At 44.9% G+C, this 22,303-nt stretch carries 23 protein-coding genes; 20 read left to right on the top strand and 3 right to left on the bottom strand.

Annotated features, from left to right (window positions below; all coding sequences use genetic code 11):
- Positions 1-23 precede the first annotated feature (23 nt).
- A complete protein-coding gene (locus FRZ54_RS00880) occupies positions 24-2,456 on the bottom strand; it encodes an ABC transporter permease (RefSeq protein WP_147029773.1) in 2,433 nt (810 codons plus the stop codon).
- Positions 2,457-2,671: 215 nt separating this feature from the next.
- A complete protein-coding gene (locus tag FRZ54_RS00875; protein WP_147029772.1) occupies positions 2,672-3,232 on the bottom strand; it encodes an NUDIX domain-containing protein in 561 nt (186 codons plus the stop codon).
- 79 nt (positions 3,233-3,311) lie between these two features.
- On the opposite strand from FRZ54_RS00875, the gene FRZ54_RS00870 reads away from it, so the two are divergent.
- Together FRZ54_RS00870 and FRZ54_RS00865 are read left to right on the top strand one after the other, a co-directional pair.
- A complete protein-coding gene (locus tag FRZ54_RS00870) occupies positions 3,312-3,515 on the top strand; it encodes a YqaE/Pmp3 family membrane protein (RefSeq protein WP_147029771.1) in 204 nt (67 codons plus the stop codon).
- Between the two features lie 104 nt (positions 3,516-3,619).
- Positions 3,620-4,120, top strand: coding sequence for a hypothetical protein (locus FRZ54_RS00865; RefSeq protein WP_147029770.1), 501 nt, complete (start codon positions 3,620-3,622; stop codon positions 4,118-4,120).
- 296 nt (positions 4,121-4,416) lie between these two features.
- On the opposite strand, the gene metK is transcribed toward FRZ54_RS00865, so the two are convergent.
- A complete protein-coding gene (gene metK, locus FRZ54_RS00860; protein WP_147029769.1) occupies positions 4,417-5,667 on the bottom strand; it encodes a methionine adenosyltransferase in 1,251 nt (416 codons plus the stop codon).
- A gap of 233 nt (positions 5,668-5,900) precedes the next feature.
- Here metK and FRZ54_RS00855 point away from each other — a divergent pair, with 233 nt between their 5' ends.
- From FRZ54_RS00855 to nuoH, 18 genes are all read left to right on the top strand, one after another.
- Positions 5,901-6,791, top strand: a complete 891-nt coding sequence (locus FRZ54_RS00855) for a diacylglycerol/lipid kinase family protein (protein ID WP_147029768.1) — start codon at positions 5,901-5,903, stop codon at positions 6,789-6,791.
- Positions 6,792-6,830: 39 nt separating this feature from the next.
- Positions 6,831-7,178: a translation initiation factor gene (locus FRZ54_RS00850; RefSeq protein ID WP_147029767.1), complete on the top strand. Its 348-nt coding sequence runs from the start codon at positions 6,831-6,833 to the stop codon at positions 7,176-7,178.
- A 232-nt stretch (positions 7,179-7,410) separates the two neighbouring features.
- The gene (gene pckA / locus FRZ54_RS00845; RefSeq protein ID WP_147029766.1) at positions 7,411-9,015 is read left to right on the top strand and encodes a phosphoenolpyruvate carboxykinase (ATP); all 1,605 of its coding nucleotides are present in this window, start codon (positions 7,411-7,413) and stop codon (positions 9,013-9,015) included.
- 281 nt (positions 9,016-9,296) lie between these two features.
- Entirely contained in the window at positions 9,297-10,136 is an 840-nt protein-coding gene (locus FRZ54_RS00840; protein WP_147029765.1) for a MotA/TolQ/ExbB proton channel family protein, read from the top strand.
- A 97-nt stretch (positions 10,137-10,233) separates the two neighbouring features.
- Positions 10,234-10,842 (top strand): ExbD/TolR family protein, encoded by a 609-nt coding sequence (locus FRZ54_RS00835; RefSeq protein ID WP_147029764.1) that lies wholly within the window; start codon positions 10,234-10,236, stop codon positions 10,840-10,842.
- 2 nt (positions 10,843-10,844) lie between these two features.
- Positions 10,845-11,384 (top strand): ExbD/TolR family protein, encoded by a 540-nt coding sequence (locus tag FRZ54_RS00830; protein ID WP_147029763.1) that lies wholly within the window; start codon positions 10,845-10,847, stop codon positions 11,382-11,384.
- 38 nt (positions 11,385-11,422) lie between these two features.
- On the top strand, positions 11,423-12,250 hold the full coding sequence (locus FRZ54_RS00825) for an energy transducer TonB (protein WP_147029762.1): 828 nt from the start codon (positions 11,423-11,425) through the stop codon (positions 12,248-12,250).
- A gap of 231 nt (positions 12,251-12,481) precedes the next feature.
- Complete coding sequence (locus FRZ54_RS00815; RefSeq protein WP_147029760.1) at positions 12,482-13,402, top strand: PstS family phosphate ABC transporter substrate-binding protein; 921 nt, start codon at positions 12,482-12,484, stop codon at positions 13,400-13,402.
- 96 nt (positions 13,403-13,498) lie between these two features.
- Positions 13,499-15,223: a tetratricopeptide repeat protein gene (locus tag FRZ54_RS00810; protein WP_147029759.1), complete on the top strand. Its 1,725-nt coding sequence runs from the start codon at positions 13,499-13,501 to the stop codon at positions 15,221-15,223.
- A gap of 73 nt (positions 15,224-15,296) precedes the next feature.
- Entirely contained in the window at positions 15,297-15,668 is a 372-nt protein-coding gene (locus tag FRZ54_RS00805) for an NADH-quinone oxidoreductase subunit A (RefSeq protein ID WP_147029758.1), read from the top strand.
- 118 nt (positions 15,669-15,786) lie between these two features.
- The gene (locus tag FRZ54_RS00800) at positions 15,787-16,329 is read left to right on the top strand and encodes an NADH-quinone oxidoreductase subunit B (protein WP_147029757.1); all 543 of its coding nucleotides are present in this window, start codon (positions 15,787-15,789) and stop codon (positions 16,327-16,329) included.
- Positions 16,329-16,832 (top strand): NADH-quinone oxidoreductase subunit C, encoded by a 504-nt coding sequence (locus FRZ54_RS00795; protein WP_147029756.1) that lies wholly within the window; start codon positions 16,329-16,331, stop codon positions 16,830-16,832. Before FRZ54_RS00800 ends, FRZ54_RS00795 begins: the two co-directional genes overlap by 1 nt.
- Positions 16,833-16,838: 6 nt before the next feature.
- Positions 16,839-18,050, top strand: a complete 1,212-nt coding sequence (locus FRZ54_RS00790; RefSeq protein WP_147029755.1) for an NADH-quinone oxidoreductase subunit D — start codon at positions 16,839-16,841, stop codon at positions 18,048-18,050.
- Positions 18,043-18,567, top strand: a complete 525-nt coding sequence (locus tag FRZ54_RS00785; RefSeq protein WP_147029754.1) for an NADH-quinone oxidoreductase subunit NuoE family protein — start codon at positions 18,043-18,045, stop codon at positions 18,565-18,567. Before FRZ54_RS00790 ends, FRZ54_RS00785 begins: the two co-directional genes overlap by 8 nt.
- Positions 18,568-18,610: 43 nt before the next feature.
- Complete coding sequence (locus FRZ54_RS00780) at positions 18,611-18,790, top strand: hypothetical protein (protein ID WP_147029753.1); 180 nt, start codon at positions 18,611-18,613, stop codon at positions 18,788-18,790.
- A gap of 5 nt (positions 18,791-18,795) precedes the next feature.
- Positions 18,796-20,160 (top strand): NADH-quinone oxidoreductase subunit NuoF, encoded by a 1,365-nt coding sequence (gene nuoF / locus FRZ54_RS00775; protein WP_147029752.1) that lies wholly within the window; start codon positions 18,796-18,798, stop codon positions 20,158-20,160.
- A 111-nt stretch (positions 20,161-20,271) separates the two neighbouring features.
- Positions 20,272-21,270, top strand: coding sequence for a 2Fe-2S iron-sulfur cluster-binding protein (locus tag FRZ54_RS00770; protein ID WP_147029751.1), 999 nt, complete (start codon positions 20,272-20,274; stop codon positions 21,268-21,270).
- On the top strand, positions 21,270-22,295 hold the full coding sequence (gene nuoH, locus FRZ54_RS00765; protein ID WP_147029750.1) for an NADH-quinone oxidoreductase subunit NuoH: 1,026 nt from the start codon (positions 21,270-21,272) through the stop codon (positions 22,293-22,295). The genes FRZ54_RS00770 and nuoH overlap by 1 nt, the downstream gene beginning before the upstream one ends.
- Positions 22,296-22,303 lie beyond the last annotated feature (8 nt).

Raw genomic sequence — 22,303 nt, 5'->3', positions numbered from 1 at the left:
GGTTTAGTTCATTAGTAAGGGACTCACTCGCTCCTCAGACTCCTCACCGGGTTAGCCAGCGCTGCCTTGATGGCCTGGAAGCTTACCGTTACGAGGGCGATCAAAATAGATAGGGCCCCTGCAATCGCAAACATCCACCAGCTGATGGTAATTTTATAGGCAAAGGCCTGCAGCCACTTGCTCATAGCCCACCAGGCTACCGGTGTGGCAATAAAAAACGAAATACCAACCAGCTTAACAAATTCTTTCGAGAGCAAACCAACAACGCCGGCAACACTGGCCCCCAGTACCTTGCGGATACCGATCTCCTTTTGGCGCTGCTCGGCGCTGAAGGCAGCCAGGCCAAACAACCCAAGGCACGAGATCAGTATGGCCATTATTGTAAATGAATTGATGATCTGCGAGAGACTTATCTCGGCTTCATATTGCTTTTGCACCTCCTCGTCCAGGAACGAGTACTCAAAAGGTACGCCAGGAAGGTCTTTTTGCCAAACGGATTCGATACGCCCGAGGGTTGTCTTGTAATCCTTGCTATCCGTTGCCACGGTTATGAACGAGAAAGCGTTCGGATCGCCATTATAAAATAGCATAAACGGACGCACTTCGCCATGTAATGAATTGTAGTTGAAATCCTTCATTACGCCAATAACATCGACGTATGAAACCGGCCCGTTGAGATACTGGCTGTATAACCTGGTGCCGGGAGCCTTAGCAGGGTCGAGCCCCAGTCTTTTACAAAGGGTTTCGTTAATGAGTGTTTTTAAAGTGTCTTTCACCCTGAAGTCGCGTCCGCTGATGATCTTGATCCCATTGGTTTTGACGAATTTTTCGTCGGTATCCATGTTCTGTGCGTCAATGGCGTTGGCCCCGTTGCCACCTGCAAGGTAAACACCATGATCGCGGCCAACAAACTGGCTGAGGTAATTATTTGAGCGGCTTACTGCTTTTACGTCAGATAATTGCTGAAGATCATTTGCAAAGGCGCTCATTTTTTGCTGGGTGTCGCCCGTGTAAAAACTGAATATCAGCCTTTGGCTTTTATCGAACCCCAGGTCTTTATTTTTGATATAATTGAGCTGGCTATAAATGACTATAATACCTGTTATCAGCACAATGGAAAGCACAAACTGGAAAACAACAAGCGAACGCCGTATGCCCGAGGCCGATATCTGGCTCGTGAAATTACCTTTCATCACTTTGATAGCCTCGAAAGCAGAAAGATAGAAAGCAGGGTAACTGCCTGCCACTACCCCGGTTACAAAAACAACTGCTATAAGAATTAACCAGATGCTGTAATGATTGAGAAAAGAGATACGGATGTCTGTATGGGTGACCTGGTTAAGATAAGGCAACGCGAGGTATAGTAATGGAATGGCTAATATTACGCCTATCAGGGAAAGTAAAAATGATTCGCCGAGGAATTGCCGGATCAGATCGGCGCGCCCGGCTCCTACAACTTTACGTACACCAACTTCTTTGGCGCGTTTGGAAGCCCGTGCGGTGGACAAGTTCATGAAATTGATGCAGGCGATGAACTGGATCATAACGGCTATCAATGCCAAAATGTAAAGAAGGGAGGGACTTACCGTTTTGCTCAATTCAACCTCGTAACCGCTGGTGGTGTGAACCGAAGTAATGGGTTGCAGGTGTAACACTTTGGTCATGCCGAGAGCTTTCAATTGCTGAGCGCCGTGTTTGTTGAGGAAATCCGGCAGTTTCTTCTCGAGTGCGGTAGCACTCGCTCCGGGCCGCAATTTAATATACGAACATGCCAGGTTATAACCGGCCCATGCCGTGTTATCCAACACAAACTGCCCGAATCCACCGCTGCGCATGGTTACAAATATGTTGGCCGTGATACTGGTTTTTCCAAGGCTTTCGTCTACTACCGCCGTAACGTTAAAATCGTGTTTGCCAAAGCCATTATCAATCGTTATCACTTTTCCGACCGGATCGGTATTGCCGAACAGCTTATCTGCGACGGACTTTAAAAGAACAATAGAATATGGCTGAGCCAGCACGCTGGAAGTGTTTTTTCCGTAAACAAAGTGGTAGCTGAATACATCGAAAAATGTGGAATCGACATAAACGAGGTCCTTCTCGTAAAAGGATTTTTCCTTGTATTTAAGCAAATTTTTGCTGTTGCCCAGCAAGCCCGTCGGGATCAGCCGGGTAAACTGCACCACCTCGGGGAAGTCGCGCTTGATAGCAGGTGCAATAGGGGGCGAGGCTGTCGAATTATTGTGTTTATCGCCGGTTATCTGCAGGGACGATGTAATGCGGTAAATATCGTTTGCGGCCTTGTGATGTTTATCGTAGCTGTACTGGTCCTGTACGTACAATAATATATACAGGCAACACAAAGTGCCGGTAGCCAGCCCAATAATATTAATAAAACTGAAAGTTTTGTTTTTAAGCAAAAAACGAAGGGCGGTTTTGAGATAACTTCTGATCATGGTTTGCAGTTCAATGGTTCACTTATGCATTGGCGGTTGCGCGCGCCTGTAATTCAAGCGCTTAGTACGGTGTTCTCCAAATAAGTGCCAAACAAGTATCTTGCTGTTATTCAGTTGTTTAAGCCTATTTTTAGGAAATTTTCTGTCCGGTTTTGATACAGCCTGTGTGCGGTTATGAAGTAGGGTGTAAAAGCTGAAATTGTTTATAGCCAGAGCTATAGTTCGTTTTCCACTATCATCAGTTTCAATCGTAAAACTGCAGCCACGGTAATAGCATCTGTAATACGGCCATCGGTTACCATCCGGTAAGCCTCATCAAACGGTATTTTTTTTATGATAAGTTGTTCCGTGTCCTCGGGCTCTGCATCAAATTGTCGTAGCACGCGCGCAAGGTAAATAATGCATAGCTCGTCGCTAACTGAATTTGAAAGATGCATGCGTTGCAACTCGGTCCAGTTATCCGCTTTTAACCCCGTCTCCTCCAGTAGTTCGCGTTTGGCGGAATCGAGAGGATCGGTTCCAAGCGGGCCGCCGCCCTCGGGTATCTCCCAGCTATATTGGCTCAAAGGGAAGCGATACTGGCCCACCAGGTAGGTATTCATATCGTCATCCAGGGGTAAAACGCCAATGGCCGTATTTTTGAAACGTACCTTACCATAAATACCCAGATTGCCCGAAGGGTTGATGACCTGGTATTCGGTAAGGCCGATCCATTGATTATCATAAACTTGTTTTTCAGATATTATTGTCCAGGGATTTTCTTCGGGGTAATGCATATAGCAAATGTAGCAAGGCGCGTCAAAATAAATTAATGATGTTGTAACTTTACTGGTGAGATATAATCTAAATATAGTTATGCGCTACTTTCTCTGCATCATATTTCCACCGCTTGCTGTGCTCACCACAGGCCGCATAGGCGCGTTTATACTCAGCTGCATCCTTACTATTTGCTTGTGGATACCGGGCGTGATACACGCCATACTGGTAACCAACGATTATTACGAGGAAAGGCGTCACCGTCAAATGTTGCGTGTGGTGCGAAGAAGCGGCAGATATTAGCCGCCTGCTTATCTCGGCCGTAAGCGTTTGGGTCGGTTAGGCAAGGAGCGATTTATTCCCCCTCTGATCTATTGCAATTCAGCTTATTTTTTTAAATTTATAATATGAAAAGAGCCCTTTCCCTGGTTATGGCATGCATGCTTGCGATAACTGTTGCCAGTGCCCAAACCGGCTGGGTGGATCACAAGGCAGATGAGCGTATATCCATTAAGTTTCCAGCGGATCCAGCCGAGGTGATTGCCGGTACATTTGTGGCAAAGGACAAGGATGAAGTAGCTTACGTTTTTACAGTGGTCGATTTTGTTGCAGTTGCCAATATTGATTCCGTGGCCTTAGCGCCCATTAAAAACACCGCTGCATTTACCGACCAGTTAAAGGTGGGTATGGCCCAAAGCCTCCCTGATGTTACTTTTGATGATTTCAAGATCGGTACGTGGAAAGGGTTTACCAGCTACACCAGTACGGGCGTCGATTCAAAGAAGCAAATATATGATATGTTCATGATCCTGGTAGGTAATAAGCTATACAGTCTTTCTACCATAAGGGCCGACGGTACTTCGACTGTAGGCCGGGATAGCTTTTTTCAGTCGTTGACATTGCAATAGACGCGCAAGCAAGACTTCAGATTTTTTAATTTTTTTCTAAAACGAGTCCGCGTATAATTAATCTATTCCTTTTAAGAATAATTTATGACGGATACGTCATTTTTTGCTATATAAAGTGGAGGACGTATAACTTAAGTGAGGCATTTACGTAAAAGTACTCGCTGTAAAACCCTATCACGGTAGTAAGTAAACATCCCGGCAACGCGAGAGGCCGGGATTTACTATTCTATACCGTATTGTAACAAAAATGGTGATAGATAAATCCATCGCCATATTGTCTTTTTCTTATAAAATAATTATAAGCCGAAAGCCTCTTTTACTTTATCTACATAATCCAGCTTTTCCCAGGTGAATAATTCCACCTCACGCTTAAGTATCTGCCCGTCGTGGCCGGTAAAGTATTTAGTAACGGTTTCATTGGGCCTTCCGAAATGGCCGTAAGCCGCTGTTTCGCTGTATATCGGGTTGCGCAATTTAAAGCGTGTCTCAATGGCGTATGGCGTCATGTTGAATATCGACTCAACTTTTTTAGCTATCTCACCATCATGCAGTCCTACAGTTGCTGTGCCATACGTGTTTACGTAAATCCCCATTGGTTTTGCAACGCCTATGGCATAAGATACTTGTACAAGTGCTTCGCTGCAAACGCCCGCTGCAACCAGGTTTTTAGCTATATGACGCGTTGCATAAGCCGCAGAACGATCGACTTTGGATGGATCTTTGCCTGAAAATGCGCCGCCGCCATGTGCTCCTTTACCGCCATAGGTATCCACAATGATCTTACGACCGGTTAAGCCGGTGTCGCCATGCGGCCCGCCGATAACGAATTTTCCGGTAGGGTTGATATGATACTTAATATTTTCGTTAAAAAAGTGGGCGTATTTTTCGTATTTGGCTTTAACCCTTGGAATAAGTATGCCAATAATGTCGTCGCTGATCTTTTTGAGCATAGCCTGCTCTTCGTCAAAATCATCATGCTGGGTTGATATTACAATAGCGTCGATGCGTATAGGCTGATTATCATCACTGTATTCCAGCGTCACTTGCGATTTAGCATCAGGGCGGAGGTATTGGATCTCATTATTTTCGCGGCGGATCGCTGCCAGTTCGATGAGTAAAGCATGCGCGATATCCAATGCCAGCGGCATGTAATTGTCTGTTTCACTGGTAGCGTAGCCGAACATCATTCCCTGGTCGCCTGCGCCCTGTTCTTCTTTAGCAGAACGGTCAACTCCCTGGTTAATATCAGGCGATTGCTCGTGAATGGCGGATAGTACCCCGCACGAACTGCCGTCAAACATGTAATCGCCTTTGGTGTAGCCGATCTTGTTGATCACTTCGCGTGCTATTTTTTGTACGTCGAGATATGCTTTTGATTTCACTTCGCCTGCCAGTATGACCTGGCCGGTTGTTACCAGCGTTTCGCAAGCAACTTTTGAATCCGCATCAAATGCTAAAAAATTATCAATAAGTGCGTCTGATATTTGGTCTGCAACTTTATCCGGATGTCCTTCTGAAACGGATTCTGATGTAAATAAGTAGGGCATAAATGTTTTTCGTTAATGTTTTAAATAAATAAATGAAAGCAATTTATACGGATCGCGGGTAAAAAAAGAGGCACGGTTTTAGCACTTTTTTACGTGGTTGCAATCCAGTCACGCCTCTTTATGCAATAATTGGGCCGTAACATCAAATCAGTCCACTTTCAGTAAGCAAAAATAAAACAATTTTTCACAAAGCCGAAAATAGGGCTACTTTTGACCGCTAAAATTACAATGGCTTGAAAAGTAAAGCTTTATTTATAATAAACCCAATTTCAGGAGGGAAAAAGAAGGATCGGGTGCCGGAATTGATCGGGAAGAACCTCGATACGAGTCTTTTCGAGCCCACTGTTGTTTTTACGAACAGGGCCTTCCATGGTAGTAAGCTTGCTAAGAAAGGCGTAGGGGAATACGAATATATCATCGCTGTTGGCGGTGATGGTACCATCAACGAGATCGCCTCATCTATCGCCGGAACGGAAGCCGTATTGGGTATCATCCCATTTGGTTCGGGTAATGGTCTATCCAGATTTTTAGGTATCCCGATGAATACAGAGAAAGCTATTCAAAATCTGAACGCCAGGCATGTGGAAGCTATCGACGCTGGCAAGTTGAACAGGCAGTGGTTTTTTAATATGGCTGGTATGGGTTTCGATGCACACATTGCCGAAGTGTTTTCGCACGATAAAACCCGTGGCTTTGGAGCATATATCAGGTCGTCGTTCCGCGAGATCACGAGTTACAAAGGCGAGCAATATCAGCTTGAGATCGACGGGATGAGATACGAACGTGAAGCCTTTATGCTTAGTTTCGCCAATTCGTCGCAATACGGCAATAATGCCCATGTTTCGCCATGCGCCTCGGTACAGGACGGGTTGCTGGACGTTTGTATCATCAAACCGTTCCCTTTATATAAATTCCCGGCATTGGGCATCAGGATGTTTAATAAAACGGCAGATAAATCGAAATATGTGGAGATCATCCAGGGAAAAAACATCGTAATAAAACGTAATTGCGATGGACCTGTGCACCTTGACGGAGAGCCGCAAATAATGGGTGCCAACCTTGAAATAACTATCGAACCGGGAGCATTAAAGATCATCACCGGCGAAAATTTCAGATCGGCCTGAATGGGATGATTCACAGCAATAACCAATGAAGATTAACCAATGACCAGTAAAAAGAAATTCAACGATTTTTCGGGCATCGTTTTCTCAACCGACCCGGAGTATCAATATAATGGTGATACGGGCTATGCAGCTTCGACGCCGCCGCCGCAACAGCAGAACCTAAAAATATATCTCGATCGCAAAGGCGGTGGAAAAGTAGTTACCCGCATTACCGATTTTGTAGGGAAGGACGCCGACCTCGAGACCATTGGAAAAATGCTCAAAACAAAATGCGGGGTGGGCGGATCGGTTAAAAATGGGGAAATTTTGATACAGGGCGACTTTCGCGACAGGGTGCTAACCCTGCTCCAGGCTGATGGATACAAGGTAAAAAAAGCCGGAGGTTAGTGTAAAAATATTTTTCCATACACTAACTTAAAATATTGTAATACAATTAATTAACTATAGTGTATTTTTTACATATTGTAAAAAAATTATTAAAATTTTCTTGTTTCGCTTGCTTTAAAGTCGGATTTTTGCACCAACCAATTTAACCGATTTAATGAAACCGATGTGGCTTAAACAAAAATGACAGCAATGCTCATGGCGGGTTCGTTACCTTAAAAAGCAAATTATTCAAATGAGAAGTGTTACTAACAGAACACCTGATCTGGCATACTTGCGCCTGGATCGGGCGAAGAATGTTTTTTTTCAATTATCGCCGGCCCGGTTGGTCGAAGAGGCATTAAAAAGAAATGAAGGAGTGCTTGCCGAAAACGGCGCACTGGCCGTTGATACAGGTGAGTTTACGGGCCGGTCGCCGAAGGACAGGTTCATCGTAGATGATACTATAACACACGGAGCTGTATGGTGGGGGGATATCAATATACCCTTTAGCGACGAAAAATTTGACGCTTTATATAATAAGGTGTCGGACTATCTTGCTGAACGTGACATATTTGTACGCGACTCATCGGTATGCGCCAATGAGAAATACCATATGGATATCCGGGTTGTTACCGAAACTGCATACCAGAATCTTTTCGCGCATCACTTATTCAGGCGGCCCGATGTGATCGATCCTTCAGGTAGTCCTGAATGGACAGTTATCGCAGCACCGGGTTTCAAAGCCGATCCTGCAACAGACGGTACCCGGCAGCATAATTTTTCCATTATCAATTTCAGCCGGAAGATAATATTGATAGGTGGCACCGGCTATACAGGCGAAATAAAGAAAGGCATATTTTCGGTGCTCAACTTCATTCTTCCCCACGACAAGAAGGTGCTTTCCATGCATTGTTCGGCCAATGTGGGGGCCAGGGGCGATACCGCAATATTTTTTGGATTGTCAGGTACGGGAAAAACCACCCTTTCAGCCGATCCGGAACGCAGCCTTATTGGCGATGATGAGCACGGGTGGAGCGACTATACCGTATTTAATATAGAAGGCGGCTGTTATGCCAAATGTGTCGGGCTTACCCGCGAAAAGGAGCCGCAGATATATAACGCTATTAAGTTTGGTGCGCTGCTGGAGAACATAAATTTTATACCCGGCACGCGCGCAGTCAATTTCGCTGATATCGATAAGACGGAGAACACCCGTGTTGCTTACCCTTTATATGCCGTTGAAAACGCCGTGACGCCGTCGCTTGGGTCGTCGCCAAAAAATATCTTTCTGCTTACGGCCGATGCATTTGGTATTCTGCCGCCCATAGCTAAACTGACAAATGCCCAGGCGATGTATTATTTCATATCGGGTTATACGGCCAAAGTTGCAGGTACTGAAACGGGGATATCCGAACCAAAGGCCACATTTTCGCCATGTTTTGGCGAGGCTTTTTTACCATTGAATCCCGTTACCTATGCCAGCCTGCTTGGCAGGAAACTGGAGCAACATAAAGTTAACGTTTGGCTCATTAACACCGGCTGGACTGGTGGCTCGTATGGTACAGGCAAACGGATGAAACTTAAATATACCCGGGCAATGATAACCGCAGCAATAAACGGGGAACTTGAGAGCGTGCATTATAACGAGCACCCGCAGTTTAACCTGCAGATGCCGGCCAGTTGTCCCGGTGTGCCCGAGCACATACTAAATCCGCGTAATACCTGGGCCGATAGCGACGCATACGATGACAAAGCATGTTACCTGGCCAATGAGTTTGCCAGGAACTTTGAAAAGTATGCCAGCCACTGTGACACACAGGTAATTAGCGCCGGGCCGGCCGTTTGTGTATCAGTGTAGTTACAGTTTTAATTGGTTTTTTTATTGGTTATTGCTTGCGATTTAAGAAAAATTTATTTTTCATTGTAAAAAATTGTCTGTAGGAAAGGCAATTTTTTTGTTTTATAACGTTGGTACATTTACGCTTTATAAGCGAAAACCAACTTTTGCATTAAATAATTATAAAGAATAACATAAAAAGTTTTTTTATATCATTAAAATTCTAATTTTGTTATCCGCTTTTCGCACAGCACATTAATTAACATTATTATAAACAAAAACTAAACAAAAAACTAAAAGTAATGGCAACCGCACCAACAAAACCAACTACTCCAGTAAAGAAAGAAAGCTCCGGAGCATCAAGTATGTTCGCTTTATTAGCGATCCCTATCTGTCTCCTTGTCGGTATTGCAATTTTCGTCTTTATCCTGGGCGATCCGAGCCACTACGCAGGAGGTGACGTAGAGCATGCGCAAAAAATGGACGTTTTCGGTACAGTACACAGAGGGGGCTACCTGGTTCCTGTCATCATGTCATTCGTTTTGATGGTAATCGTTTTCTCTATCGAGCGGGCTATCGTTATCAGCAAGGCAGCCGGCACAGGCAGTGTAGATACCTTCGTACGTAAGATCACTTCTTTGCTTAATGCAGGTAACATCGACGGCGCAAACGCTGAATGCGACAAACAAAAAGGTTCAGTTGCCAACGTGATCAAAGCCGGTCTGAAAAAATACCGTGAAATGGAAGTTGATGATCACCTGACCGTTGATCAGAAAACTTTGGCTATCCAAAAAGAAATTGAAGAAGCAACAGCTTTGGAAATGCCTATGCTTGAGCAAAACCTTACGATTATCGCGACACTGGTATCTATCGGTACATTGTTCGGTCTGTTAGGTACTGTATTGGGTATGATCAAGGCCTTCGCTACACTGGCAGCATCGGGCGCTCCGAATACTTCCGAACTGTCAACCAGTATCTCTGAAGCGTTGATCAATACCGCTTTGGGTATTTCGACATCAGCTTCATCAATCATTTTGTACAACTTCTTTACATCAAAAATTGATAAGCTGACCTACGCTATCGACGAGACCGGTTTCAGCATTGTACAAACATTTGGCGCTTCACACGCAGCAAAAAGATAAAAATACTTTAGTGCTCATTTTTCCGTTATTAGGATAACCTAAACGGAGATGTTCAGAATCAATTAAACACTAATTTATTTTTTAAATTTTTCAAATCATGGCGAGGATAAAAGTTCCCAGGAAAAGCACGGCAATGGATATGACGGCTATGTGCGACGTAGCCTTCCTTTTGCTTACCTTTTTCATATTAACAGCAAAATTGAGGACGGAAGATCCGCTGCACGTGGATGTACCTGCTTCAACTGTTACACAGGTTGTGCCTGATGACAACCTTTCTACACTCACCGTCGGCCAGGGTAAAGTGTTCTTCGGTATCGAAGGTACAGATATTCGCAAAGCGTTATTGGAGGAAATGGGTAAGCAGTATAAAATCTCTTTTACCCCCGAAGAAGAGCAGCGCTTCTCGGTGATCCCTACTTTCGGCGTGCCAATGAACCAATTAAAGCAATTTATTGGTTTAGACGAGGAACAGCGTAAAACCTTTCCCTCTCCCGGTATCCCGGTGGATAGTACGGCAAACAACGAATTATCTACATGGATATACCAGGCACGTATAGTAACCCGTAACTTGAAGAACCAGGAGTTGCGCTTTGCTATCAAGGGTAATGCAAAGGACGAGTACCCTGCTTATAAAAAAGTAGTCGACGTTTTACAACGGCAGAATATTAACAAATTTAGTTTAATCACATCGCTAAAAGGTAAATAGACATGGCAGAATTAGATACCTCCGGGGGCGGTAAACATAAAGGCGGAAAGATTAGAAGCAAGAAAGCTTCTACACGTATTGACCTTACGGCAATGGTTGACTTGGCTTTCCTGCTGATCACATTCTTTATCATGACCACCACATTGGCTAAGCCAAAGGCGATGGACATGTTTATGCCCGATAAAAGCAAGAAAGATGTGCAGTTACCTGTTCCGGAAACCAGGACAATGACCGTTCTGTTAGGAACAAATAATAAAATGGAATGGTATATCGGCGCCCCGGGAAAATCGGCCCCTACGGTTGATAATTTCGGAAAAGACGGTATCCGTAAAACATTGATCGAGCAAAACAAAAAGATCGAGGAAACGCACCAGGGACCGGATAACTATATGATAGTATTGGTAAAGCCCAGTGATAAATCCACTTACAAGGATTTTGTGAACATGCTTGATGAGATCAATATTGCAGGTATAAAAAGCTACGGCGTAGTAGATATTACTCCGGTGGAGATCGACTTGTTGAAAAAAGACGGTCTGTACTAAAAAATTATAATTAACGTTTAAAATTAAAGCTTTAAAACATGTTAGGACAAAAATTAGATATTTTAAAGCAGGAATGGATAGATGTTGTCTTTACTGACAGAAACAAAAATTACGGCGCTTACGATTTAAGGAAGCAAAATGGTAGTAACACCAGCAAAGCTCTTTTAATAGGCGTGCTGTCGTTTGTTTTTGTTATTTCATTGCCAACAATTATCAACCTCATTGCGGGTTTCATACCCAAAAAGGAGGAGAAAGTGAAGATCGTTCCTGTGGTGCTTCAGCCACCACCCCCGGTAAATAAACAAAAACCACCTCCACCACCACCCGAGCCGCCAAAGCCCAAGGTTGACCAGGTAAAGTTTCCACCTCCGGTGGTAAAACCTGACAACGAGGTTAAGGAACAACCGCCGACGGTAAAAGAGCTTGAGGTTGCTGACCCGGGCCAGAAAAATATAAAAGGCGACCCTAATGCGGACATTAAGATCGATGAGCCGGTAGGTAACTCCGATGTGAAACAGGTCACCGAGGAGGACCCGAATAAGATATTTACCGCTGTGGAACAGGAGCCGACACCAGTCAATGGTATGGCAGCGTTCTACAAATATCTTGGTAATAACATTCGTTACCCAGCCGTTGCCAAGGAAAACAACGTACAGGGAAAGGTGTTTATGCAGTTTGTTGTTGAGAAAGACGGCTCGCTTACCGATGTAAAAGTAATACGTGGTATCGGCAGTGGTTGCGACCAGGAAGCTGTACGTGTGTTGCAAAACGCCCCAAAATGGAGACCTGGGATTCAAAATGGTCGCCCTGTTCGTGTGCAGTACAACGTACCGATCAGCTTTACATTACAGCAAGAAGATCAATAAGATCAATGCCTTATAAATTTACATTTAAACAGAAATCGCCCCAAAAGCGGTTTCTGTTTATTTTAGGCTTACTTACATTTATAGCCTGTTTTACCCTGGGTCTGATGATACTGGTTTGGGGGAAATTGATCAACATGCTGAATATGCCGGCTGGGGAAAGGATAACATTAGCATCCTTACTTTTAATTTACAGCCTGATACGTTTTTTACGTTTTTTTAAAGTGGAACCGGATGAGGAGTAATTTGATCCTGATATTATTTGGAGCTGTTTTTTTATTGGCACTTAACGCTTGTAGAAGAGCTACACCTGCCAAAAATTATAATGACACTTATACGTCGGGGTCATTGAAGTTCGTTTCTGATGATTCGTTTGAGCCGATTGTCGACCAGGAACTGTATGTTTTCAAAAACGATAATCCGGAAGCCAACCCTACCCCGATATACAAGGCGGAGAATGACGCGGTAAAATTATTGCTTGCAGATAGCGTAAGGTTTGCGCTGTTGTCCAGAGATTTGACAACAGAGGAAAAAAATGTTTTAACACAGCATAATTTGCCTACAGTAACTACAAAGTTTGCAAGTGATGCTATTGCCATCATTGTTAACCAGGCTTCGGCTGATACCGCAACATCGGTCGATGAGATAAAGAGGATGTTGCGCGGTGAAGCAAAGACCGATCGTGATATCGTTTTTGATAATCCAAATTCAAGCCTGGTGCGCTACCTGAAAGATTTCTCCAGTCAATCCGAGTTTAAACGAAAAAATATATATGCCTTAAAATCAAATAAAGAGGTAATAGAATACGTTAGTAAGAACCCGGGGGCTATAGGGATAACCGGCTTTAGCTGGCTGGACGACCCGGATGCAGATTATGCCGATGCCGCAAAAAAAGTAAGAACACTTGCCGTAAAGGATGAGAATAGTAAAACGCCAAATCAATATTACAAGCCATCGCAAACAACTTTATTTTTAAAACAATACCCGTTACAGCGTAGTTTATATGTTGTTAATTGCACAGGCAGAAAAGGCCTGGGCATGGGCCTTGAGCTTTTTATAGCCGGCGATAAGGGCCAGCGGATTATATTGAGATCGGGTCTTTTGCCCGCAATATTGCCAGAGCGGGAAATAAGCATACACAATAACAAACTTTAAATATTATATAGCGATTACATTCTGAACTAAACTTTAAACGATTTTGAATATCAATATATATTATTGTTTAGTTCAATTTTAGAAAAACAAACTACGATGAAGATTATCAAAAAAATAGCAGTAGCCGGGTTAGGCTTGTTATTCACAGGCTCATCAGTTTTTGCCCAAAGCCTTGCTGATGCAAAGAAAGCGATCGGCGCTGAACAGTATCAGAAGGCAAAATCGATGCTGAAGAACCTGACGGTTACAGAGCCGACCAAGGACGAGAACTATTTTTACCTGGGTTGGGTATATCTGAAACAGGACTATCCCGATTCAGCAAAAGCATTTTTTCAGAAAGGATTGAACATCAATCCTAAATCGGCGCTTAATTACGCAGGTTTGGGCACAGTGGCCCGCCTGGATAAGGATCAGTCGACGGCGTCGTCCGACTTTTCCCAGGCCATCGCACTTGCCGGTAAAGACAGTAAACCTTATGTATATATAGCTAAAGGTTATTTACTACCCGACCAAAACGGGAAAGTAACGCCCGCTGAAGCAACTGCTGCGCTCGACGTATTAAACAAAGGGGCCGTTGCGAGTGCTGAAAAATCAAAAAAAGATAAACATGCCGAACCGGCACCAACGGATCCTGAATTATTTATGACAAGGGGCGAAGCTAACCGCTTGCTGCTAAAGAGTAATGACGCGTATACTGATTTCTCGACCGCACAAACGCTTGACCCGCAATCGCCGGCTACTTACGTAGCATTAGGGGTGCTGTGGAAATATGCAGATAACTTTGACGGCGCAGAAGAGCAGTTTAAGCAAGCGCTGAGTAAGGATCCTAATTATGGTCCGGCTTACCGCGAATGGGCGGAAACAGATTATCGTTGGGCTCACACCGTGCCCGCCAAAGCTTCGGAAAAGATCAAAGAGGCTGTTGAACATTACAAAAAATATTTGAGCTTAACAGACAACTCGGTTGAATCGCAAATGCGTTATGCCGACTTCCTGATCAATGCGGGGGACTACCAGACTTTACAGCAGGTAGCAACTGACCTTACTAAAGCAGCGGGTACAAATTTGAGAGTGTACCGTTATTTAATGTACGCAGCTGCGGAAAACAAAGATTATCCTGCCGGGCTTCAGGCTGGAAATACCTGGATGACTAAAGCTGATCCGAAACGTTTAATCCCACGCGACTATTTGTACTATGGTCGGATACAAATCGCTAGTGGCCAGGATTCTGTAGGTATCGCTACGTTGCGTAAAGCGCTTACCCTGGATTCTTCAGCTACAGATGTTTATGGTGAAATTGCGAATACCTTATGGTCAAAGAGAAAATATGGCCAAGCTGGCGACGCTTATGCGGTATTTATTGAAAAAGGAGGTCGCCAGGTTACCCTGAATGATTATTTGAAAGAAGGTATCAGCTATTATTTTTCGGTAAATCCAAATAAACCCGACACCACTGTTCTAAATAAAGCGGATTCAGCATTAAGCTATATTCAACATAAAGCCACTACTCCGCCGCCGATAGTTATACTATATCGTGCCCGTGTAAACGATTTGAAGGACGGTGACCGTAACAATATAAAAGGTTTAGCGAAACCGTATTATGAGCAATTTATAACAGCAATGAGCGCTAAAGCTACGCCAAGCGACGACGAAAAGAGAGGGTTGATCGATGCTTATGATTACCTGGGCAGCTATTATGAATTTAAAGAAAAGGATCAAGCCAAAGCCGCGGAAAACTATACCAAGGCAAAGGAGCTTGACCCAACCAATAAGCAGGCTGCGGAGTACTTTAAACGCAAAGGCGGAGCGAAAAGTAAATAACGTTTGCCTGATTAAAATCTTAAAAGCCCCGCAAGGGGCTTTTTTATTACTTATGCGTTAGTATATTTGCACCATGGAAGTACAAAGTTTACCTGTAAATTTTTTGCCCATCATATTCCAGATGATAGTGGCTGTGGGATTTGTGGTTACCACCATGTTTTTTACTCACAAGCTGGGCCCCAAACGTAAAACAACTGATAAACTGGCCACTTTCGAGTCGGGAATCGAGGTGATCGGTAATGCCCGTACTCCCATGTCTATCAAATATTTCCTGGTGGCTATCCTGTTCGTGTTGTTTGATGTGGAGGTAATATTTATGTATCCCTGGGCGGTTAATTTTAAAGAACTTGGACGTCAGGGCATGATTGAAATGTTCATATTTATGGGCACGCTTTTACTGGGCTTTATTTACGTGATAAAAAAGGGCGCCCTGGATTGGGATTAAGTTTAGATTGATTCTAAATACATTGGCCTGACGTCTTGGTGTATTTTTTACAAGGTTTATTGTTGTAAATTTGTGAGGTTATTTGCATAGCAAATGACATTATTTTATTTTTTAAAAGATGAGTGATATTCAAATCGTTGACGCGCCGCCAGGCGTAGAAGGTGCAGGATTTTTCGCCACATCAATTGATAAGGTAATGGGTTTGGCCCGGTCTTATTCATTATGGCCGCTTCCCTTTGCTACTTCCTGCTGTGGTATCGAATTCATGGCTACCATGTCGCCCCACTACGATTTGGCAAGATTTGGTGCAGAACGTTTAAGTTTTTCTCCCCGCCAGGCCGACCTGCTGATGGTGATGGGCACGATATCAAAAAAGATGGGTCCTGTTTTAAGGCAGGTATATTTGCAAATGGCCGAGCCCCGCTGGGTGCTGGCTATGGGCGCATGTGCCTCGAGCGGTGGCATATTTGATACTTATTCGGTGTTGCAGGGGATTGATGAGATCATCCCTGTCGATGTATATATCCCGGGATGCCCGCCGCGACCCGAAGCCGTTATCGATGGCTTTATGCAAATACAAAAACTGGTGCAGACAGAATCATTGCGCAGGAGGGATACACCTGAATACCAGAAACTATTAGCTTCATACGGCATACAATAATGGGTAAAATAACCAACGAAGAACTGCTCACCAGTATTAAAGCCAAATTTGAGGCTGATGTTACGGAAGTTTCCGAACCGTTTGGGCTGCTAACCTTTGAGATCAGCAGGGAAAAGATAATTGAGCTTTTAACTTTTTTAAAAACGGACCCGAAGCTACAGTTTATCTATTTGACCGATATTACCGCTATTCACTATCCCGAAAGGGAAAAACCTATCGGAGTGATCTATCACCTGCATAGCCTGGTAAACAATGTACGCGTTTGTATTAAGGTATTTGTTGCCGATGGCGATGTGCATATGCCTACCGCTACCGTTCTATGGAACGGCGCTAACTGGATGGAACGCGAGACATACGACTTTTTTGGTGTTGTGTTTGATGGCCACCCCGATTTGCGCAGAATATTGAATGTAGACGACATGACCGTGTTCCCGATGAGAAAAGAATACCCGCTCGAGGACCCGAACCGTGTTGATAAACGAGATTACTTTTTTGGAAGATAACAGAAGATGAAGACGCATCTGCTTTTGGATGATAATGATCCGCAAACCGAGCTTTCCACGCTCAACTTAGGGCCTACGCACCCTGCCACACACGGTGTGTTCCAAAACGTGCTGCAACTGGATGGCGAGCGTATCGTGAGCGGTGTATCAACCATCGGCTATATACACCGCGCATTTGAAAAAATTGCCGAACACCGGCCATTTTACCAGATAACACCGCTTACCGACAGGATGAACTATTGTTCGTCGCCTATAAACAATATGGGCTGGCACATGACAGTTGAAAAACTGCTGGGTATACAGACACCTAAGCGTGTGGATTATATGCGTATCATCATTATGGAACTGGCGCGAATAGCCGACCACCTCATATGCAATAGCGTTTTGGGTGTTGACACGGGCGCAACTGCGGGCTTTTTCTACGTGATGGAATACCGCGAAGCCATTTATGAAATATATGAAGAGATATGCGGCTCGCGCTTAACAACCAATATCGGCCGCATAGGCGGTTTCGAGCGTAATTTCAACCATATCGCTTTTGCTAAACTGCGTAAGTTTTTGAAGGACTTTCCACCGGTATTGAAAGAGTTTGAGGCATTGCTTACCCGCAACCGGATATTTATAGACCGTACCCGTGACGTAGCAGCCGTTACTCCTGAAGACGCCTTAAGCTATAGCTGGAGCGGCCCGATATTACGTGCCACCGGTGTGGATTACGATGTACGAGCAATGGAACCTTATTGTTCTTATGGCGACCTGGAATTTGAAGTTCCCGTAGGCAGCAATGGCGACGTTTACAACCGTTTCCTGGTTCGTAACGCCGAGATGTGGCAGAGCCTTCGCATGATAGAACAGTCGCTGGCTAAAATAGAGAAGGAGCCGTCGGATATTTTCCATGCTGATGTTCCTGAATTCTATCTGCCTCCAAAAGAAGAGGTATATAACAACATGGAGGCGCTTATCTACCACTTTAAAATAGTAATGGGCGAGATAGATACACCCCGTACCGAAGTTTACCACGCTGTTGAAGGCGGAAACGGGGAACTTGGGTTCTATTTGGTAAATGATGGCGGACGCTCGCCGTACCGCTTGCACTTCCGCAGGCCAAGCTTCATCAATTATTCGATGTATGCGCCTATGAGCCGCGGTATGCTGCTTTCAGATGCGATAATTAACATGAGTAGTTTAAATATTATAGCCGGGGAATTAGATGCTTAAAGTAGAAGATACAGGCGCTCCGGTTGAGTTTTCACCGGCTTTGGTAAAACAATTTGACGAAATTGTAAGCCGTTATCCAAAGGGAAAACAAAAATCGGGCTTGTTGCCAATATTGCACCTGGTACAGGCTGAGTTTGGCTGGGTTAGCGCCCCTGCAATGGATAAAGTGGCCGAATACCTTGATATACAGCCTATCGAAGTTTACGAGGTAGCTACTTTTTACACCATGTACTTTATGCGCCCCCAAGGCAAATATGTACTGGAGGTTTGTCGTACCGGCCCCTGCTGTTTAGTGGGCGCCGAAAAGATAATGGACCATATTGAAGAAAAGCTTGGCGTAAAAGAAGGCGAGGTAACACCGGACGGCTTATTCAGTTGGCGCGGTGTTGAGTGCCTGGCTGCCTGCGGTTTCGGACCCGTATTGCAGATAGGCCCTGAATATACATTTTACGAGAACCTGACCAATGAATCGGTAGATAAGTTGATCAGCGATCTGAAAACAAAGGCGAACAATTAAAAAACGTCACCTGGAAAATATATTACGACATAGGTACATTAACATGAGCAGAACAAGTCTCATCATTGCGGATACCTTATTTGTTATCGTGCTGGCGGTTTCTTACCAGCGCGGCGACTTGCAGGAGTATCCCGTGATACTGGTTCCGCTACTTATCGCAGCGTTTGCCACCTGCGTTATCAGGCATGTTAATTACTATCATATAACCAAAAAGATCTTTTAATAGCAATGGGACGCAAATTATTATTAGAACATATCAACGTACCCGGCATCAATACTTTTGATGTTTACCGCAAAAAAGGTGGTTATGCCTCGGTTGAGAAGGCGCTTAAGACCCTTACCCCGGATGCTATAGTGGAGGAGGTGAAGAAGTCGGGTCTGCGTGGCCGCGGCGGTGCCGGTTTCCCTACCGGTATGAAATGGAGTTTCCTGGCTAAACCTGAAGGTGTTGCCCGTTACCTGGTTTGCAATGCGGACGAATCGGAGCCGGGTACATTTAAGGACCGTTTTTTAATGACCTATATTCCCCATTTACTAATAGAGGGAATGATAGTGTCCAGTTTTGCACTGGGTGCCAATACATCTTACATCTACGTTCGCGGTGAAATGATGCCGCAGATACGTATCCTTGAAAGAGCTATCGCGGAAGCAAAAAATGCCGGTTTTTTGGGCAAGAATATCTTAGGAACAGGGTATGACCTTGAACTTTATGTTCAGCCCGGTGGCGGCGCTTATATATGTGGCGAGGAGACTGCTTTGCTTGAATCGCTTGAAGGTAAACGTGGTAACCCGCGCATCAAACCACCATTCCCGGCTATTGCCGGATTATATGGCTGCCCGACGGTAGTGAATAATGTGGAATCGATAGCAGCCGTAGTGCCGATCATCAACGAAGGCGGCGACGAGTATGCTAAAATAGGAATCGGTCGTAGTACGGGTACCAAATTGATCTCAGCCGGAGGCAATGTGAAGAAGCCGGGTGTATATGAGATAGACCTTGGCTTATCATGTGAAGAATTTCTTTACTCTGATGAATATTGCGGCGGCATAGCCAACGGCAAACGCCTGAAAGCTGTTGTAGCCGGTGGTTCATCTGTTCCGATTGTACCCGCTAACCTGTTTTTAAAAACGATTAACAACGAGCCCCGCCTGATGAGCTATGAATCATTAGCTGATGGCGGATTTGTGAGCGGCACCATGATGGGTTCGGGTGGTTTTATCGCTTTTGACGAAGATCAGTGTATAGTTAGAAATACCTGGAACTTTACCCGTTTCTATCATCATGAAAGCTGCGGGCAATGTTCGCCATGCCGCGAAGGAACAGGATGGATGGAAAAAGTATTACATCGCCTGGAATATGGTCACGGGAAAATGAGCGATATGGACCTGCTGGTTGACGTATCGAAAAAGATAGAAGGAAATACGATCTGCCCTTTGGGCGACGCGGCAGCCTGGCCGGTAGCCAGCGCCATACGCCACTTCAGGGACGAATTTGAATGGCATGTTACCCATGCTTCTGAAGCAACAACACGGAATTACGGGCTGGCACATTACGCTGATCCGTTGCCAAAGAAAGAAGAGACAGCAGCTTAACCAACTTTGTCCATCAGGTAGTAACCGATGGGCTTTGTGAAGGACATATTTATTATCAAAACAAAAATCCAAAAGTCTCCCCAACAGGGGGAGATTCAGAGGGGGCTAATAATGAAAGTAACAATAGACGGCATTCCCGTTGAGGTAGAACCCGGAACATCCATCCTTAATGCTGCAAGGCAGATAGGTGGCGATGTTGTTCCACCTGCCATGTGCTATTATTCCAAGTTACAAGGCAGCGGCGGTAAATGCCGAACCTGTTTGGTTAAGGTAAGCAAGGGTTCGGAAAAGGACCCGCGCCCGATGCCGAAACTGGTAGCATCGTGCCGTACTACCGTAATGGATGGTATGGAAGTACAAAACCTCACTTCGCCTGAGGTAATTGAGGCGCGCAAGGGCGTAGTGGAGATGTTGCTGATAAACCATCCGCTGGATTGCCCGATATGCGACCAGGCAGGAGAGTGCGATCTGCAAAACCTCGGCTTTGAGCATGGCGCAGCCAAAACCCGTTACGAGTTTGACCGCCGTACATTCCATAAGATAGATATAGGCGACAAGATACAATTACACATGACGCGCTGCATACTTTGCTACCGCTGTGTATTTACTGCCGACCAGATAACTGACCACCGCATACACGGGATACTGAACCGTGGCGATCATTCTGAAATATCTACTTATATCCAGGCAGCAGTTGATAATGACTTTTCGGGAAACGTGATAGACGTTTGCCCGGTAGGTGCTTTAACTGATAAGACCTTCCGCTTTAAAAATCGGGTTTGGTTTACCAAGCCGGTTGAGGCACACCGCGATTGCGATCATGAAAAATGTAATGGCAAAGTGACCCTTTGGTATAAAGGCGAAGATGTATTGCGGGTGACTGCCCGTAAGGACGTTTACGGCGAGGTGGAAGAGTTTATTTGTAATACCTGCCGTTTCGACAAAAAGAAAACCAGCGATTGGGTTATCGAAGGTCCGCGGAAGGTGGCTAACTGGTCGGTACAAAGCGCCAACCATTACGAAATGCTGCACCCGCTGCCGGTTGTAAAAACCAACCCGCTTTTGCAGGAAGCAAATAAGGAACAATTTGAAAGGGAGACTCGCTTATAATGGGAACGACTGATATATTGATAAAATTCGCCCTGATCGTGATCATATTCCTGGTCAGCCTGCTGATCGCCATGTACTCGACCTATGCGGAACGCAAAATAGCTGCTTTTTTGCAGGACAGGGTGGGCCCCAATCGTGCCGGGCCATTCGGCATATTACAGCCGCTGGCCGACGGTGCTAAAATGTTCATGAAAGAGGAGATCATACCAACCACCTCGAACGGGTTCCTGTTCATTGTTGGTCCGTCGCTGGCTATCATGACGGCTTGTATTGGGTCGGCTGTTATTCCATGGGGCGAGACACTTGTTATAGGCGGCCACAGGATACCACTGCAGGTAACCGATATCAACGTAGGTGTGCTTTATATCTTCGGGGTGGTGTCGCTGGGTGTTTATGGCATTATGATAGGCGGGTGGGCATCCAATAACAAATATTCATTATTGGGCGCTATCCGTGCTGCATCGCAGAATATCAGCTACGAAATTGCGATGGGCCTATCCATCATCGCTTTACTGATGACCACGGGTACATTGAGCCTTAAGGAAATAGCGGCACAGCAGCATGGCTGGCACTGGAACATTGTATACCAGCCCCTCGGTTTCCTGATATTCATCGTATGCGCCTTTGCCGAAACCAACCGTGCGCCGTTCGATCTGCCGGAGTGCGAGACTGAGCTGATAGGCGGTTACCATACCGAATATTCATCCATGAAACTGGGTTTTTACCTGTTTGCCGAATACATCAACATGTTCATTTCGTCGGCGGTAATGGCTACGCTTTATTTCGGCGGGTACAATTTCCCATATATGCACCATCTTGGCCTGGCCGAAAACTGGGTAACGATACTTGGCGTAGTGGCGCTTTTCATTAAGATATTTTTCTTCATCTTCTTTTTCATGTGGGTTCGCTGGACATTGCCGCGTTTCCGTTATGACCAGTTGATGGACCTTGGGTGGAAGACGCTGATACCCCTTGCAATAGCAAATATTGTAATAACGGGTATAGTGATGACTTTTATAAAGTAAAGGAGCAA

Origin of the sequence: Mucilaginibacter ginsenosidivorans (assembly GCF_007971025.1) — a bacterium.
GTDB lineage: Bacteria > Bacteroidota > Bacteroidia > Sphingobacteriales > Sphingobacteriaceae > Mucilaginibacter > Mucilaginibacter ginsenosidivorans.
The sequence above is the reverse complement of the archived record's forward strand: the minus strand, read 5'-3'. Positions and strand labels throughout refer to the sequence as shown.

Excerpts from the sequence above, each read along its gene's own strand:
- FRZ54_RS00880 (WP_147029773.1), bottom strand. The coding sequence starts at position 2,456 with ATGATCAGAAGTTATCTCAAAACCGCCCTTCGTTTTTTGCTTAAAAAC.
- FRZ54_RS00875 (WP_147029772.1), bottom strand. The coding sequence starts at position 3,232 with ATGCATTACCCCGAAGAAAATCCCTGGACAATAATATCTGAAAAACAA.
- FRZ54_RS00870 (WP_147029771.1), top strand. The coding sequence starts at position 3,312 with ATGCGCTACTTTCTCTGCATCATATTTCCACCGCTTGCTGTGCTCACC.
- FRZ54_RS00865 (WP_147029770.1), top strand. The coding sequence starts at position 3,620 with ATGAAAAGAGCCCTTTCCCTGGTTATGGCATGCATGCTTGCGATAACT.
- metK (WP_147029769.1), bottom strand. The coding sequence starts at position 5,667 with ATGCCCTACTTATTTACATCAGAATCCGTTTCAGAAGGACATCCGGAT.
- FRZ54_RS00850 (WP_147029767.1), top strand. The coding sequence starts at position 6,831 with ATGACCAGTAAAAAGAAATTCAACGATTTTTCGGGCATCGTTTTCTCA.
- pckA (WP_147029766.1), top strand. The coding sequence starts at position 7,411 with ATGAGAAGTGTTACTAACAGAACACCTGATCTGGCATACTTGCGCCTG.
- FRZ54_RS00840 (WP_147029765.1), top strand. The coding sequence starts at position 9,297 with ATGGCAACCGCACCAACAAAACCAACTACTCCAGTAAAGAAAGAAAGC.
- FRZ54_RS00835 (WP_147029764.1), top strand. The coding sequence starts at position 10,234 with ATGGCGAGGATAAAAGTTCCCAGGAAAAGCACGGCAATGGATATGACG.
- FRZ54_RS00830 (WP_147029763.1), top strand. The coding sequence starts at position 10,845 with ATGGCAGAATTAGATACCTCCGGGGGCGGTAAACATAAAGGCGGAAAG.
- FRZ54_RS00825 (WP_147029762.1), top strand. The coding sequence starts at position 11,423 with ATGTTAGGACAAAAATTAGATATTTTAAAGCAGGAATGGATAGATGTT.
- FRZ54_RS00815 (WP_147029760.1), top strand. The coding sequence starts at position 12,482 with ATGAGGAGTAATTTGATCCTGATATTATTTGGAGCTGTTTTTTTATTG.
- FRZ54_RS00810 (WP_147029759.1), top strand. The coding sequence starts at position 13,499 with ATGAAGATTATCAAAAAAATAGCAGTAGCCGGGTTAGGCTTGTTATTC.
- FRZ54_RS00805 (WP_147029758.1), top strand. The coding sequence starts at position 15,297 with ATGGAAGTACAAAGTTTACCTGTAAATTTTTTGCCCATCATATTCCAG.
- FRZ54_RS00800 (WP_147029757.1), top strand. The coding sequence starts at position 15,787 with ATGAGTGATATTCAAATCGTTGACGCGCCGCCAGGCGTAGAAGGTGCA.
- FRZ54_RS00795 (WP_147029756.1), top strand. The coding sequence starts at position 16,329 with ATGGGTAAAATAACCAACGAAGAACTGCTCACCAGTATTAAAGCCAAA.
- FRZ54_RS00790 (WP_147029755.1), top strand. The coding sequence starts at position 16,839 with ATGAAGACGCATCTGCTTTTGGATGATAATGATCCGCAAACCGAGCTT.
- FRZ54_RS00785 (WP_147029754.1), top strand. The coding sequence starts at position 18,043 with ATGCTTAAAGTAGAAGATACAGGCGCTCCGGTTGAGTTTTCACCGGCT.
- FRZ54_RS00780 (WP_147029753.1), top strand. The coding sequence starts at position 18,611 with ATGAGCAGAACAAGTCTCATCATTGCGGATACCTTATTTGTTATCGTG.
- nuoF (WP_147029752.1), top strand. The coding sequence starts at position 18,796 with ATGGGACGCAAATTATTATTAGAACATATCAACGTACCCGGCATCAAT.
- FRZ54_RS00770 (WP_147029751.1), top strand. The coding sequence starts at position 20,272 with ATGAAAGTAACAATAGACGGCATTCCCGTTGAGGTAGAACCCGGAACA.
- nuoH (WP_147029750.1), top strand. The coding sequence starts at position 21,270 with ATGGGAACGACTGATATATTGATAAAATTCGCCCTGATCGTGATCATA.